This is a genomic window from Halosimplex yunnanense (assembly GCF_054504345.1).
Map to the genome: position 1 here is coordinate 131,386 of NZ_JBTJEL010000037.1, position 12,979 is coordinate 144,364.

Genomic DNA, 12,979 nt, shown 5'->3' on the forward strand with positions numbered 1-12,979 from the left:
CAGCCGCGCTCCGGTCCGATCAGAGGTACGGCGCGACCCCGGTCGCCTGCGCGAGCGTCAGCCCGCTGGCGAGCGCGCCGAGGAGGTAGCCGGCGATGGTCCCGCCGTTGAGCAGCGGCAGCCCGGCGTGGGCGCGGCCCTTGAGGACCATCCACAGCAGCACGACCAGTCCGGCGATCGTCCCGACCATCGCGGTGAGGGCGGGAAGTGTCGCGGGAATCCCGAGCAGGTCGACCGTCGGCACCGACGCCGGCGCGAAAAACGCCGCGCTCGCCACGAGCACCGTCGGGATGACGGCGTCACCGAGGCCGATGAACAGCGCGTCTCTGTCGAGGTCCATGTCATCGGCCTCCGAGTCGGCCGGAACGTCGTCTCCCGAGTCGGCCGGAACGTCGTCTCCCGAGTCGGTCGGTGTGCCGTCTTCGGACGAAGCGACCCGTTCGCCGCTCGCGCCGCCGTTGGGTGCGGTTGTCGCGTCGCCTCCGGAGACGGTCGCGTCGTCCCCGTCGGCCTCGTCGCTGACGGCCTCGGGCAGGTCGCCGTCGAGGTACGAGTACGACAGCGACAGCGGGACGACGAGGACGATGGGGACCTTGAGATCCATCACGCCGGAGGCCAGCATGAGCATGTGTTCGGTACCGTAGACGCTGATAGCGTCGTAGACGGCGAGGACGGTCAGGAGGAGCAGCGCCGGGAGCACGCCGAAGCTGATCCCGAACAGCGCCGACGCGCCGGCGCCCATCACGATCCCGGCGGCGTCGATGACGTACCACTCGGGGTGGAACCACAGCGCGAGGCCGAGCACGGCGGCACCGGCCCACGCGACGGCGTTGAGTGCAAAGCTGCCGACAGGGACCGTCACGACCGGCGGGACGAGGACGCGGAAGACGAACAGGCCGATGTACGCGCCGGTACCGACGAGCAGCAGGCGCAGGAGGAAGTCGACGTCGTAGCGGATGATCGCCAGCATGACGCCGGTCATCACGAGGATGAAAGCCACGTATATCAGGCTGTTCGTCGGGTTCTGCGGGTCGTCGGTCGCCTGATACCCCGCGTCCTGAAAGGGCCCGACCAGCGCGAGCGCCCCCAGCTGGACGAGCAGGAAGATGCCGACGATAGCCCCCGAGGCGACGTACGCGCGCGTCCGCTGGTCCATGTGCACACCTCGCCCACGACGCGTTTCAGGGTTACGCTGTGCTCATACCGCCCGCTCGCCCAGTAGCGGTGCGCCGACGGCGCCGCCGACGGCGAGTGCGCTCCCGACGAACGCGAGCACCAGCGGCGGCTCGATCGCTTCGACCGCGCTGAACAGGACGCCCGCGACGGCGAGGACGGCGAACCCGGCGACGACCTCCCTGCGGTTCGCCGGCGTTGCGGGCGTCGAATCGGCGACCAGTCGCCAGACGAGCCAGCCCCCGACCGCGCCGCCGATCGCCGCCACGCTGTCGAAGGTAATCCCGTTGAACAGCCCGAGGAAGCCGACCACGACTGCGACGCCCAGGACGCGCCCCGGATCGGTCCCGGCCTCGGCGAACCGGTAGAGCGCCCCGAGCAGGACCGCGCCCACCGCGATCCCGACGACCACGTCGACGAGGTAGTGGACGCCCAGCACGAGCCGCGACAGCGAGACGATCCCGATCACCGCGGCCGCGCCGGCGAACCGCTGGCGACGCGTCCCCCACTCCACGACCAGTGCCAGCCCGCCCCAGACCATCGTGCTGCCGAGCGCGTGCCCGCTCGGGAACCCGGGGCCGTCGGCGGTGGTGACGCTATCGAACAGCGCGTCGATCAGACCCGGGAACACCTCCACTTGCGGCGACTCGGTGGCACCCGGCGGCCGGCCGAGTCCGAAGAAGGTCTTGAGCGCGCCGATGACGGCGACGTAGGTCAGCGCGAGCCCGAAGACGAACAGCGCTCGCCGGCGGTCGAGCCCCGCGATCGGGAACTCCTCGCCGGCGACGAACAGCGTGCCCCCGAGGACGAAGAGGAACCAGCCGTCGCCGAGCTGGGTGACCAGCCCGAAGAGGAGGACGACCGGCCACTCGGCCAGCGCGTGGAGCGCCTCCGTGACGCCGACACCGCGGCCGTTCGGGAACAGTTGCATCTCGGTTCCCGTTGGGGACCGACCCGTGTAAACGCTCGGGCGACAGAATCAGGCCGCCTCGCCCGGCGTTCACCGCGCGTACAGCGGCGACCCGACCAGCGCGGGTAGATGCACGTCGTCGCCGGTCGTGACCGCGAGGTATGGGCGGTCGACCGGGCCGAACACGTCGACGACTCTCCCGAGGTCGTCGAGGTTCTCGTCGACGACCGGCGTGCCGATGTCGACGTGGTCGGCGTCGGACGCGCGGACGATCGCGAGGTGCTGGGCGATCCGGACGACCTCGCCGACTCGTTTCACTGTGGGACCTCCACGGGCTCACTCCCGGATGACGCCGAGGTAGGCGGCGACGGCGCCGAGCAGGTCGGTCTTGCTCGCGTCGTCGGCGTCCTTGACGAGGACGCGACCGCGGGGTTCGTACTCCCGCGGATACGTCTTGTCGCGCTCGATGACGGCGTCGTAGCCGACCTGCTGGACGGCCTGTGCGATCTCGTCGACCGTCGGCTCCGGGACCGCGAGATCCGTCGATACCCGACGCCCCTCGCTCCGCGTGCAGGCGGCGTCGAGCGCCGCCGGCCAGATGACGTTCTCGACCATATCCGTCGGTGAGAACCCGCCTACGTAAGGGTCTTTCCGGTCGCGGCGGTCGACGCCCCGTCCGCCGACCGACCCGGCTGCCGGCTGGCCCCGCTCGACGTCCCGAACGCCGCCGCCCTCTGGCGTTTCAGATACTGATACTACCTCCCCAACTATTATACGCGAATTGAAAATACAGTCGCCGGTATGGACATAGCGGGCTTCGACGGCGAGGGACCGGGACAGATCGTCCCGGTGACGAGACGCAGTGTACTGAAGTGGACGGGTGGCACGGTCGCGTGCGGACTCGCGAGCGGGTCCGCAGTCGGCGGGGAAACGGAGAAGACTCAGTCGACCGGCAGGTGGGGGGCCTTCCAGTACGATACGGGGAACACGGGATATGCCCCCGGGGTCGAACCACCCGCGGACGCGGTCGCGAGCAAGTGGGAGTTCGAGTCCGGCGGTATCCCGGTCGCGTCGCCCGCGGTCGTCGACGGGACAGCGTACGTCCCCACCGAGGACGGGACGCTCCACGCGGTCGCGCTCGACTCCGGCGAGCGCGAGTGGGCGTTCGAGACGACCCACGACACCGCGACGGCGCCGGTCGTCGTCGGCGAGACGGTGTACGTCGGGATGGATGCGACGGTGTACGCACTGGCGGCGTCCGACGGGACCCAGCAGTGGTCCGAAGCGTTCTCGAACCAGTCGGTGTCCGGGCTCGACGCGGTCGCCGACGGTCCGGTCGCCGTCCAGACGGGTGAGGCAGTGCGGGCGTTCGCGCCCGATACCGGGGAGGAACGGTGGCGATTCGAACAGGACACGTTCAGTCAGGGATCCCCGCTCGTGACCGCCGACGGCGTCTACGTGGTGACGGACAGGCTGTTCGCGCTCACGCCGGAAGGCGATCAGCGATGGGAGTCGGCTCCGATCGCTCGTGACGCGTTTTCACCGCCGTCCCCCGCGAGTGCGGACGGGACGGTGTACGCCGGCGGCGACGGCGGGACGGTGTTCGCATTCAGTTCGCAGAGCGGCGACCGGCTGTGGGAGCAGTCAGTCGAGTCCGCGCCGTGGGAGCCGCCGCGGCTCGCGGCTGACGCCGACGGAGTGTACGCAGCGGGGCTCCCCCCGGCCGTCGGAAGGGGGACGGTCACGGCGCTGGCGCCCGTGGACGGGTCTCAGCGCTGGACGATCGAGACGGCGGGGAATCCGATGCGGCCGGTGGTCGGCGACGGGAGCGTGTACGTCGGGACGCCGCCGAAGACCGGAGCAGATGGCGCCGTACGCGCGCTGTCGGTCGAGAACGGCTCCGAACAGTGGGTCCACGAGGCGGACGTCGTGGCAGCCCCGACGTTCGGCGAGGACGAACTGTACATCGGGTCGGGAACTGGGCACCTGACAGCGGTCGAGACGATCACCGGCGACGCCCGGTGGCGGTACGCGACCGGCGGTGAACTCGCGACGATGCCAGCTGTCACCGGCGACGCGGTGTACGTCGGGAGCGAGGACAACAGGGTGTACTCCCTGTCGAGAGCATCGGGCGCGGAGCGCTGGACCTTCGAGACAGAGCGGACGGTCGTCGACGTGGCCTGTGGCGACGGGACGGTGTACGTCGGCGACGAGGCCGGGACGGTGTACGCGCTGGCGCCCGGCGACGGGACCGAACAGTGGCGCTTCGCGGTTGAAGACGGCGAGCCAGCGCGATTCGTCGTCGGAGACGGGACAGTCTTCACGAAGCAGGGGCCGTCACTCTACGCAGTCGACGCCGGTGACGGGACCGAGCGGTGGCGCACCCGGTTCGCTAGCGCCCTGCAGGACAGTGCCCCTGCGCTCGCGGACGGGCGCGTGTACGTGGCGAACGGTGACGACGACGAGGACGACGTCTTCTGCTTCGACGCCGCGACCGGCGACATCGACTGGAGCGCGAACCTCGGGTCAGGGTACCCGCTGGTCTCCGCCCCGGTCGTCACCGGCGGGTCGGTCTACGTCACCGGCGACGAGACGCTCGTCGCATTCGACGCAGTGTCCGGATCCCGACGCTGGGAGCGGAGTCTGGACGGGAGCTTCCTCGCACAGCCGGCGGTCGGTGCGGAGACCGTCGTCGTCGCCGACAGGGTGTCGCTATACGCCCTCCGGACGCGGGACGGGAGTACCGTCTGGTCGGAGAGTCTCGCCGAGCCCGTCACCAGTCCGGCCGTGATCGCCGGCGAGCAGGTTCTCGTTGGGACGGCCGAAGGGACGCTGTACAGCCGCTCGTTCGAGGACGGCTCCGAGATGTGGTCGACGAGCGTCGACGAGCAGATCGGCGAGGCGTTCGCCGTCGTCGACGGCGGAGTCTACCTCGCTGACGGGGACGGTCGGATGCACGCCTTCGAGGCGGCGGCCGCACCCTCGGCGGCGTTCACGCACAGCCCCGAAACCCCGTTCGTCGGGGAATCCGTCACGTTCGACGCGTCCGACTCGGACGACCCGGACGGAACTATCGACCAGTATCGCTGGGACCTCGCCGGGAACGGTCGCCTCGGCCCCACTGGCGAAACGCCGGACTTCAGCTACGACGAGGCCGGCGAGTACACCGTCACGCTCGAGGTTACGGACAGTCAGGGGATGACCGCCACCGTCGAACGGACCGTGACGGTTCTCGAACCGACTCCGACCCCGACAGCGACACCGACCGTCACTCCGGATCCGCCCGCTACTGGCGGCGCCGGTAGCGGGTCAGACGGTGATGATGGCGGCGTGGCGACCGATTCGCCGTCTGCCGGTGAGGACGGCGGCGACGAGGGGACTTCGAGCGGGAACGGTCCCGGCTTCGGAGCCGTCAGCGCGCTCAGTGCGCTCGGCGTCGCGGCACTGCACCGTGTCCGCGCCGACGACAGCAACGAAGAGTAATCGCGTCGCTGCCAGTCCGTCCCGTTTTGGTACCGTCGAAAAAGCCGACTCGGCCGGTTACTGTCGGCGTGCGAACAGCGCGCCCGCGAGCAGCGCGACCAGTGCGGTCGCGGCCGTGAAGCCGGGGCCGTCACCGCTGGTCGTGGTCTCCGGCGCGGGCGAGGCAGCGCCGTCCTCGGACTCCGCGGTCGGGGTCGCGTCGGCGTCCATCATCGTTGCCGTCACGGTCCCCGTCGGTTCGTCCATTCCGTCCGTCGCGGTCGCATCAGCGTCGGTCGGCGTCGCCGTGGCCGTCGCCGTCGGCGTCGTACAGGTGGCCGGCTGGGGCGTCTCGACGGCCGAGAAGTCGATGCTCTCGTAGGCATCGGGGTGGAACGACTGGGCCATCTTCTTCAGCGGCTGGACGTTCCGCGGGCCGTTCTGGGACATGAAGTTCCGGTTCACCTGGACGATGTTCCCCTCCTGAACGGCCGTCGATCCGTTGAATGCCGCCGTCTTCGGGACCGTGCCGAACTGTCCGTTCTGGACGATCCACTCGGGATCTTTCTGGGTGACGATCTCGTCGCTGAGCTGGCCGTAGCCGTTGCTGGTGTTGATCTCGCCGGCGGCGATGTTGTTGCCGCCCGCCGCCTCGATCAGCTGGCCGATGAAGGTGTCCTCACCGGCGGTCCAGCCGCTCCCGAGAGAGAAGTAGACGCTCGGGTTCTCCTCGTCGCCCACCGCGTCGCGGACGGCCTGCACCTGGCCCTGCATCTCGGCGCTGACCTGGCCGGCCTCCTCGTAGTTGCCGGTGAGCCGCCCGTAGAGTTCGACCTTCTGGTAGACGTCTTCGAGGTCGTCGGCACCCTCGAAGCGGTAGACCGTCAGACCGCTGTCGCGAAGGGTCTGGACGGTTTCGTTCGAAACGACGTTCGGCGCGAGCACGAGGTCGGGTTCAGCGCCGACCACGGCCTCGTTGATGACCGTGCTGTCGTTCGTAGCCACGTCGGTCTTCCCCTCGCGCCCGTCGAGGTAGGCGGTGTACTCGTTTATCGGAAGTCCGACGACCTCGTCCTGCGCGCCGATGTCCCAGAGGATCTGGGCCGCGCTCGGCGCGAGTGCGACGAGTCGGTCGGGGTCTTGCTCGATCGTTACCTCCTCGCCCGTCGCGTCGGTGAGCGTCATCGGATAACTGCAGGAGTCCGCGAGTCCGCTCGCACTCATATCCGACGTGCTCGCAGCCGTACCGGCGCCCGCCGCCGGGGTCGCGACCGCCCCGAACGCGGCGAAAAGCACCAGTGCGGCACCGACGACTGCTGTCGCGTCTCTCATGGCGTCTGTGGCTGTGCCTTTATGCAATAAATACTTACCTACTGCAATCAGACTTGATGGGCATGAACGTCCGGACCAGGGCGGTCGGGTGGTCGGCGGGGCTGACCGCCCTGCTGGTGGCCGTCGTCCTCGTGAGCGCGACCATCGGTCCCGTCAGGGTCCCGCTCCCCGAGGTCGCGAAGGCGGCGCTCAACGCCGTCGGGGTCCCGACCGGGCTCCGCGTCGCCTCCGGCTCCGTCGCCCTCTTCGGGGTGACGTTCTCGGTGCCCGTCCCGGACCCCTCCTACACCTACCTCTTCTCGTTCCCGCTGGAGTCGACGAACGAGACCATCGTCCGGCGGATCCGCCTGCCGCGGATCGTCCTCGGGGCGACGGTCGGGTTCGCGCTGGCCTCGGCGGGGACGGTGATGCAGGGATTCTTCCGGAACCCGATGGCCGACCCGTCGATCATCGGCGTCTCCTCCGGCGCCGCGGTCGGCGCAGTCGCCACGATCGCACTCCCGTTCTCCGGCCCCTTCAGCATTCAGGCCGCCGCGTTCGTCGGCGCGGTCGTCACCGCCTTCGTCGTCTACGTCATCGCCACCGAGGGCGGGCGCACGCCCGTGGCGACGCTGCTCCTCTCGGGCGTCGCGATCCAGGCGTTGCTCGGCGCGGTCACCTCCTATCTCCTCCTGCACGCCGGCGAGAGCCTCGAACAGGCGCTGTACTGGCTGATGGGTCGGCTCCACAACGCGGCGTGGACGGACGTGTCGGTCACCGCGCCGGTGGCGCTGGTCTGTTTCGCCGTTCTCGTCGCGTACGCGCGGGACCTGAACGTCCTGCTGCTCGGCGAGGAGGACGCCCAGACGCTCGGAATCGAGGTCGAACGCACGAAGCGGATCCTGCTGGCGGTCTCCAGCGTCGTCACGGCCGCGGCGGTCGCCGTCGCGGGCGCGATCGGATTCGTCGGCCTCATCGTCCCGCACATGATGCGCCTCGTCGTCGGCCCCGACCACCGAATCTTGCTCCCGACCAGCGCCATCGCCGGCGCCGCCTTCCTCGTCGCGACCGACACCGTCGCCCGCGCCGGCGCCGTCGAGATGCCGGTCGGGATCGTCACCGCGGCGCTCGGCGCGCCCTTCTTCCTCTACCTCCTGCGGACCCGGGAGGTGCATTCGCTGTGACGCCCGGCCGCTCCCTGATCGATGTCGACGACGTCTCGGTCGCCTACGGCGACGTAGAGGTACTGGACGGCGTTTCGCTGTCGGTCGACGCTGGCGAGTTCGTCGGTCTCGTCGGCCCCAACGGCGCCGGGAAGACGACGCTGCTGAAGGCTATCAACGGCGTCCTCGACCCCGAGTCGGGATCGGTCCGAGTCGACGGCGAGCGGATGGCGGGGCTGTCGTCTCGCGCGGCGAGTCGCCGGGTCGCGACGGTGCCGCAAGACACGACGGTCGCCTTCGAGTTCACCGTGGAGGACGTCGTCGAGATGGGGCGGACGCCCTATCACGGTCGGTTCAGCGGCGACAGTGACGCCGAGGCGGCCGTCGAGCGCGCGCTCGACCGGACCGACACCGCGCAGTTCCGCGACCGCTCGGTCGCCTCGCTCAGCGGCGGCGAGCGCCAGCGGGTCGTCCTCGCCCGCGCGCTCGCCCAGGAGACGCCCGCGCTCCTGCTCGACGAACCGACGGCGAGCCTCGACGTGAACCATCAGGTCCGGACGCTCGAACTCGTCCGCGACCTCGTCGACGGGGGGGAGAAAGCCGCGCTCGCGGCCATCCACGACCTCGACGTGGCGGCCCGCTTTTGCGACCGGCTAGCGGTCCTCGCCGACGGGGATCTCCTCGCGGTCGGGCAGCCAGCGGAAGTGCTGACTGCCGAGCACCTCGGGACCGCCTTCGACACCGACGCGGCCGTCCTGCCGAATCCGGTGACGGGGACGCCCGCGGTGACACCGCTGTCGGATCCGGGCGACCTCGACCGGACAGTCCACGTCGTCGGCACGGGTGCCCCGGCCGCGCGGACCGTCTCCGTACTGGCGTCGGCGGGCGCGACAGTCACGGTCGGACCGGTTCCGGACGGTGACGTGGCGGCTGCGACCGCCGGCGAACTCGCCGTCGAGACGGTGACGGCCCCCGCATTCGCGTCACTCGACGCCGCAGTCGAGGCCGACGCGCGCGACCTGCTGTCGGGTGCCGACGCCGTCGTCGTCGTCGAGCCGGTCGCCCCGCCGCTCCGGACGCTCGCCGCCGACTACGGGCCAGTCGTCCGCGTGACGACCGGCGAGATCGACGCGGGCGCCGTGAGTGACGTGATCGGCCCGGTCGACGTAGCCGACGGGAGAACGCCGAAATCGGTCGAATCCGCGGTGGCCGACATCGAGTCCGGGGCGGTCGAGGCGGACCGGGACAGTCACCTCGTCGAAGCGGATGCCGCGGCCACGCCGGGCACCGTCGCCGCGGGTATCCGGGCGACCCTCGACCGGCCCGCGGGGGCGGACGACTAGACGGATTCCCGTCCTCGTACCGACTGATACGTGTCGATCGCCCGCTGGTCGGCTGACGCAACAGTTATTGGCGGGCGTAATCACACCCGACTATGGTCGACGTGAACAAGCCGACGTTGCTGGTCGCGGGGGGCGGCTTCGTCGCACTCGTAGTCATCGCGGTCCTCGTCGGCGCCGCGTTGACACAGCCCGACGCGCCGGTCGTCGGCGACGAGTCGACGCCGACGGCCCAGCAAGCGACGGCGCTACCGACGCTCGAACCCACGACGGGTGGGCCGTCTGCGGGCACGGAGGAGGGAACGACCGGGGAGACGGCGACGCCCACGCCGTATCCGACGCTGACACCGACACCGACGCCGACGGCCACGCCAACGGCGACGCCGGAACTGACCGACGTTCCGGCGGAGTCGTTCGACGAAGAGGAGGTCGAGCGGCTCGTCGGTGAGTATCTCAACGAACGCCGCGTCGAAGCGGACCTTCAGGAACTCGAACACCGGGGAGAGGGCGTCGAGAACCTGATCGCGATGGCTCGCGGTCACAGCGTCCGGATGGCCGACATCGACGAGGCGATCCACCGGATCGACGGGCAGAACAGCGCCGACCGCTACCGGTCGAACAACCTGCACGAGCGCTGTCGCTGGTCTGCGCCGGACGGGAACTCACTCGTGACCGCCGACAGGAACGCGCTCGAAGCCGTCGACCGCACGGTCGCCGGCGAGCCGTATCGCCGCGGCGGCGAACGCCAGTTCAACGGCGACGAGCGCGCCGTCGCGGAGGCCATCGTCGATAGCTGGTGGAACTCCTCGACGTATCGCCCGCGGGTGACCCGGCCGAACGCCGACCAGGTCGGCGTCGGCGTCGATATCACCCGCCGCGGCGACGTGTTCGCCACTGCGAACTTCTGCTGACGGGGACGGCTCTTCTCGAGTGCCGGATTCGCTCGAAACCGAGATAGATTCCGGCCGGTCCGTCTCCGCTCGGCGGTGTGTCCTCCTCCCCCTTCGCGTCGCTGTCTGTCAGCCACGTCCCGAGAACTCGCTGGCTTCGACTGCTTCGTCGGGTCCCGTTCAGTCGGCGTGGCGGCTGATCTCGTTGAACGCCGCCTCGAAGTCGTCGAACTCGGCGAGCGCCTCGTCGATCTCCGCGCGGAGGCGCTCTGCGCGCTCGCGGAGGTCGGTGACGTCGTCGCTGGCGTCGAGTTCCGACTCGCTCTTCTCGGCTTCGAGCAGGGCGAGCTTGGAGGTGACCTCCAGGTACTCGGTGAGCCGCTCGTCGTAGCGGCTGGCGGTCAGCTGCTGTTCGATGGCGGCGACGAGGTCGCCCTTCTGGACGGGCTTGCAGAGGTAGTCGTCGAACGGCATGTCCACGATGTCGAAGTCGGGGTCGACGGCGGTGATCATGATGACCCGCGTGTCCAGCCCCCGCTCGCGGATCGCAGCGAGCACGTCGTCGCCCGACACCTCCGGCATCCGCCTATCGAGCAACACCACGTCGACCGATTCGTCGACGACCTCCAGTGCTTTTTCCCCTCCGTAGGCCGTCTCCGTGTCGTACTCCTCGCGGAGGCGCAACGCGTAGACGTCGGCGACCTCCGCCTCGTCGTCGACGATCAGGACCCGCGGCCCGGTACTCGTCTCGTTCACGAGGAGACATGATGCGGTGGTCCTATGTAAGTGCGTGGGTGCGGCCCACGGACTCTCGCTCGGCCGTCAATTAGCGGCCCGCGGACGCTCCGGCGGAAAGCCGCCGTGGACGCCCCCAAACACAATCCCTTTGCCGGTACCTTCCCAAGACCCTGTAATGTCGAGGTGCGACGAGTGCGGCAAACAGGAGAACATGCCGTACCAGTGTCGTCACTGCGGCGGCACGTTCTGTGCGGAACACCGCCTCCCCGAGAACCACGGCTGTCCGGGGCTGGACAACTGGTCGGACCCCGGCGGCGTGTTCGATAGCGGCTTCGACGACAGCGTCGACGACGACGCCGGCGGGGGCGGCATTGGCGACCGCATCGGGATCAATACCGGTCCCGGCGGTCCGCTGGCGTACTTCCGCGGGAACATGACCTACGCCTTCCTCGGCGCGATGTGGATCACCTTCTTCCTCCAGTTGGTCGTCCAGATCGCCGGTTCGCCGGCGCTCTCGCGGATGCTGTTCGTCCTCTCGCCGGCCCACCCCGAGTACGTCTGGACCTGGTTCACCTCCATCTTCGCCCACGGCGGCTTCGGTCACATCGCCGTCAACAGCATCGTGATCTACTTCTTCGGCCGCATCGTCGAGGACTACGTCGGGTCGCGTAACTTCGCGATCCTGTTCCTCGGGAGCGGCGCCATCGCCGGCCTCGGTCAGGTCGGCTTCCAGATCTTCCAGTACGGTGGTATCCCCGCTGCCGCACCGGGCGTCCTCGGGGCCAGCGGCGCCGCGCTCGCCATCATGGGCGTGCTCACTATCCTGAACCCGAACCTCCGCGTGTACCTCTACTTCATCCTCCCCGTCCCGCTGTGGCTGCTGACCGTGGGGTACACCGGCTGGACGGTCTACCAGATCCTGAGCGTCGGCATCGGTGCGGGCGGGACGGCCCAGCTCGCCCACCTGCTCGGGCTGATTATTGGCCTGCTCTACGGCCAGCACGTCAAGGGTCGCCACCGCGTCCCCAATCAACTCCAGTTCGGCGCCGGCGGCGGTGGTCGCGGTCCTGGCGGACCGGGCGGCCCCGGCGGCCGCGGCCCGTTCTGATGAAGATCGTTCACCCCGAGTTCGTCCCGGACGCGTCGCTCTCCCGCGAGGACATGGAGTCGCTCCAGCGGGAGATCGCCGAGGTAGCCGTCTTCGAGGACGACCTCCCCGTCGATCCGGCGGCGGTCTGCGGCGACGGCACGGCCGCCACCGACGACGAACAGACGAGTCTCGCCGATGTGGGTTCGAGCGGCGCTGGCGAAGACAGCAAGGCCGGCGAGGTCGCTGCCGACGCGGCCGCCGACTCGCCGCTGGTCGCCGGCGTCGACCAGTCGTTCGTCGACGACCACGCCGTCAGCGCGGTCGTCCTCCTGCAGGGTGGCGAGGTGATCGAGCGCGTCTACGCCGTCGAGCCGGTCGAGATCCCCTACATTCCCGGTCTCCTGAGCTTCCGGGAGGGGACGGCCATCCTCTCGGCGTTCGACCTGCTCTCGCGGGACCCCGACATCGCGCTGCTCGATGGCAGTGGGCGCATCCACTTCCGGGAGGCCGGCATCGCCACCCACGTCGGCGTCACGCTCGACCTCCCGACGGTCGGGGTCGCCAAGAGCCTGCTCTGTGGCACCCCACGGGAGTCGCTCGACGGGAAGTTCCCCGAAGGCACCCGCGTCGCAATCCAGGCCGACGCGGACGTCGAGACCGCCGAACCCGGGACCCACATCGGTGACGCCGTCCAGACCCGCCAGTTCGAGAACTCCGACCGCTACGTGAACCCCCTCATCGTTAGCCCCGGCCACCGCGTGAGCGCCGACACCGCCTCGGACATCGCATTGGCCTGTTCGAGCGGGTACAAACTCCCCGAACCCACCCGCCTCGCCGACAAGTACGCCGACGACGTGAAGGCCGAAGTCAGGGACGACCTCTGAGAGAGTCCGGGAACCGTC

The 12,979-nt window shown here is 69.7% G+C and carries 12 protein-coding genes; 6 read left to right on the top strand and 6 right to left on the bottom strand.

Annotated elements, in window-relative coordinates:
- Nucleotides 1–19 precede the first annotated feature (19 nt).
- The 4 genes from AB2U09_RS19495 to srp19 form a co-directional block, all read right to left on the bottom strand.
- Nucleotides 20–1,156, bottom strand: coding sequence for a presenilin family intramembrane aspartyl protease PSH (locus AB2U09_RS19495; RefSeq protein WP_459194414.1), 1,137 nt, complete (start codon nucleotides 1,154–1,156; stop codon nucleotides 20–22).
- 42 nt (nucleotides 1,157–1,198) lie between these two features.
- Complete coding sequence (locus tag AB2U09_RS19500; protein WP_459194415.1) at nucleotides 1,199–2,104, bottom strand: phosphatase PAP2 family protein; 906 nt, start codon at nucleotides 2,102–2,104, stop codon at nucleotides 1,199–1,201.
- 69 nt (nucleotides 2,105–2,173) lie between these two features.
- On the bottom strand, nucleotides 2,174–2,401 hold the full coding sequence (locus tag AB2U09_RS19505) for an H/ACA ribonucleoprotein complex subunit GAR1 (RefSeq protein WP_459194416.1): 228 nt from the start codon (nucleotides 2,399–2,401) through the stop codon (nucleotides 2,174–2,176).
- An 18-nt stretch (nucleotides 2,402–2,419) separates the two neighbouring features.
- On the bottom strand, nucleotides 2,420–2,698 hold the full coding sequence (gene srp19 / locus AB2U09_RS19510) for a signal recognition particle subunit SRP19 (RefSeq protein WP_459194417.1): 279 nt from the start codon (nucleotides 2,696–2,698) through the stop codon (nucleotides 2,420–2,422).
- Nucleotides 2,699–2,884: 186 nt separating this feature from the next.
- Between srp19 and AB2U09_RS19515 the strand changes: the two genes are divergently transcribed.
- On the top strand, nucleotides 2,885–5,566 hold the full coding sequence (locus tag AB2U09_RS19515) for an outer membrane protein assembly factor BamB family protein (protein ID WP_459194418.1): 2,682 nt from the start codon (nucleotides 2,885–2,887) through the stop codon (nucleotides 5,564–5,566).
- A 57-nt stretch (nucleotides 5,567–5,623) separates the two neighbouring features.
- Here AB2U09_RS19515 and AB2U09_RS19520 read toward each other — a convergent pair whose 3' ends face one another.
- Complete coding sequence (locus AB2U09_RS19520; protein WP_459194419.1) at nucleotides 5,624–6,877, bottom strand: PGF-CTERM-anchored ABC transporter substrate-binding protein; 1,254 nt, start codon at nucleotides 6,875–6,877, stop codon at nucleotides 5,624–5,626.
- Between the two features lie 62 nt (nucleotides 6,878–6,939).
- On the opposite strand from AB2U09_RS19520, the gene btuC reads away from it, so the two are divergent.
- From btuC to AB2U09_RS19535, 3 genes are all read left to right on the top strand, one after another.
- Nucleotides 6,940–8,040 carry a vitamin B12 ABC transporter permease BtuC gene (btuC, locus tag AB2U09_RS19525; RefSeq protein WP_459194420.1) on the top strand — a complete coding sequence of 367 codons (1,101 nt, stop codon included), beginning with the start codon at nucleotides 6,940–6,942 and terminating at the stop codon, nucleotides 8,038–8,040.
- Nucleotides 8,037–9,362, top strand: a complete 1,326-nt coding sequence (locus AB2U09_RS19530) for an ATP-binding cassette domain-containing protein (protein ID WP_459194421.1) — start codon at nucleotides 8,037–8,039, stop codon at nucleotides 9,360–9,362. The genes btuC and AB2U09_RS19530 overlap by 4 nt, the downstream gene beginning before the upstream one ends.
- 92 nt (nucleotides 9,363–9,454) lie before the next feature.
- Complete coding sequence (locus tag AB2U09_RS19535; RefSeq protein WP_459194422.1) at nucleotides 9,455–10,270, top strand: CAP domain-containing protein; 816 nt, start codon at nucleotides 9,455–9,457, stop codon at nucleotides 10,268–10,270.
- A 159-nt stretch (nucleotides 10,271–10,429) separates the two neighbouring features.
- On the opposite strand, the gene AB2U09_RS19540 is transcribed toward AB2U09_RS19535, so the two are convergent.
- A complete protein-coding gene (locus tag AB2U09_RS19540) occupies nucleotides 10,430–11,005 on the bottom strand; it encodes a response regulator (protein WP_459194423.1) in 576 nt (191 codons plus the stop codon).
- A gap of 157 nt (nucleotides 11,006–11,162) precedes the next feature.
- Here AB2U09_RS19540 and AB2U09_RS19545 point away from each other — a divergent pair, with 157 nt between their 5' ends.
- Nucleotides 11,163–12,095, top strand: a complete 933-nt coding sequence (locus AB2U09_RS19545; RefSeq protein ID WP_459194424.1) for a rhomboid family intramembrane serine protease — start codon at nucleotides 11,163–11,165, stop codon at nucleotides 12,093–12,095.
- Nucleotides 12,095–12,961, top strand: coding sequence for an endonuclease V (locus tag AB2U09_RS19550; protein ID WP_459194425.1), 867 nt, complete (start codon nucleotides 12,095–12,097; stop codon nucleotides 12,959–12,961). The genes AB2U09_RS19545 and AB2U09_RS19550 overlap by 1 nt, the downstream gene beginning before the upstream one ends.
- The last annotated feature ends 18 nt before the right edge of the window (nucleotides 12,962–12,979 follow it).

Excerpts from the sequence above, each read along its gene's own strand:
- AB2U09_RS19495 (WP_459194414.1), bottom strand. The coding sequence starts at position 1,156 with ATGGACCAGCGGACGCGCGCGTACGTCGCCTCGGGGGCTATCGTCGGC.
- AB2U09_RS19500 (WP_459194415.1), bottom strand. The coding sequence starts at position 2,104 with ATGCAACTGTTCCCGAACGGCCGCGGTGTCGGCGTCACGGAGGCGCTC.
- srp19 (WP_459194417.1), bottom strand. The coding sequence starts at position 2,698 with ATGGTCGAGAACGTCATCTGGCCGGCGGCGCTCGACGCCGCCTGCACG.
- AB2U09_RS19515 (WP_459194418.1), top strand. The coding sequence starts at position 2,885 with ATGGACATAGCGGGCTTCGACGGCGAGGGACCGGGACAGATCGTCCCG.
- AB2U09_RS19520 (WP_459194419.1), bottom strand. The coding sequence starts at position 6,877 with ATGAGAGACGCGACAGCAGTCGTCGGTGCCGCACTGGTGCTTTTCGCC.
- btuC (WP_459194420.1), top strand. The coding sequence starts at position 6,940 with ATGAACGTCCGGACCAGGGCGGTCGGGTGGTCGGCGGGGCTGACCGCC.
- AB2U09_RS19535 (WP_459194422.1), top strand. The coding sequence starts at position 9,455 with ATGGTCGACGTGAACAAGCCGACGTTGCTGGTCGCGGGGGGCGGCTTC.
- AB2U09_RS19545 (WP_459194424.1), top strand. The coding sequence starts at position 11,163 with ATGTCGAGGTGCGACGAGTGCGGCAAACAGGAGAACATGCCGTACCAG.
- AB2U09_RS19550 (WP_459194425.1), top strand. The coding sequence starts at position 12,095 with ATGAAGATCGTTCACCCCGAGTTCGTCCCGGACGCGTCGCTCTCCCGC.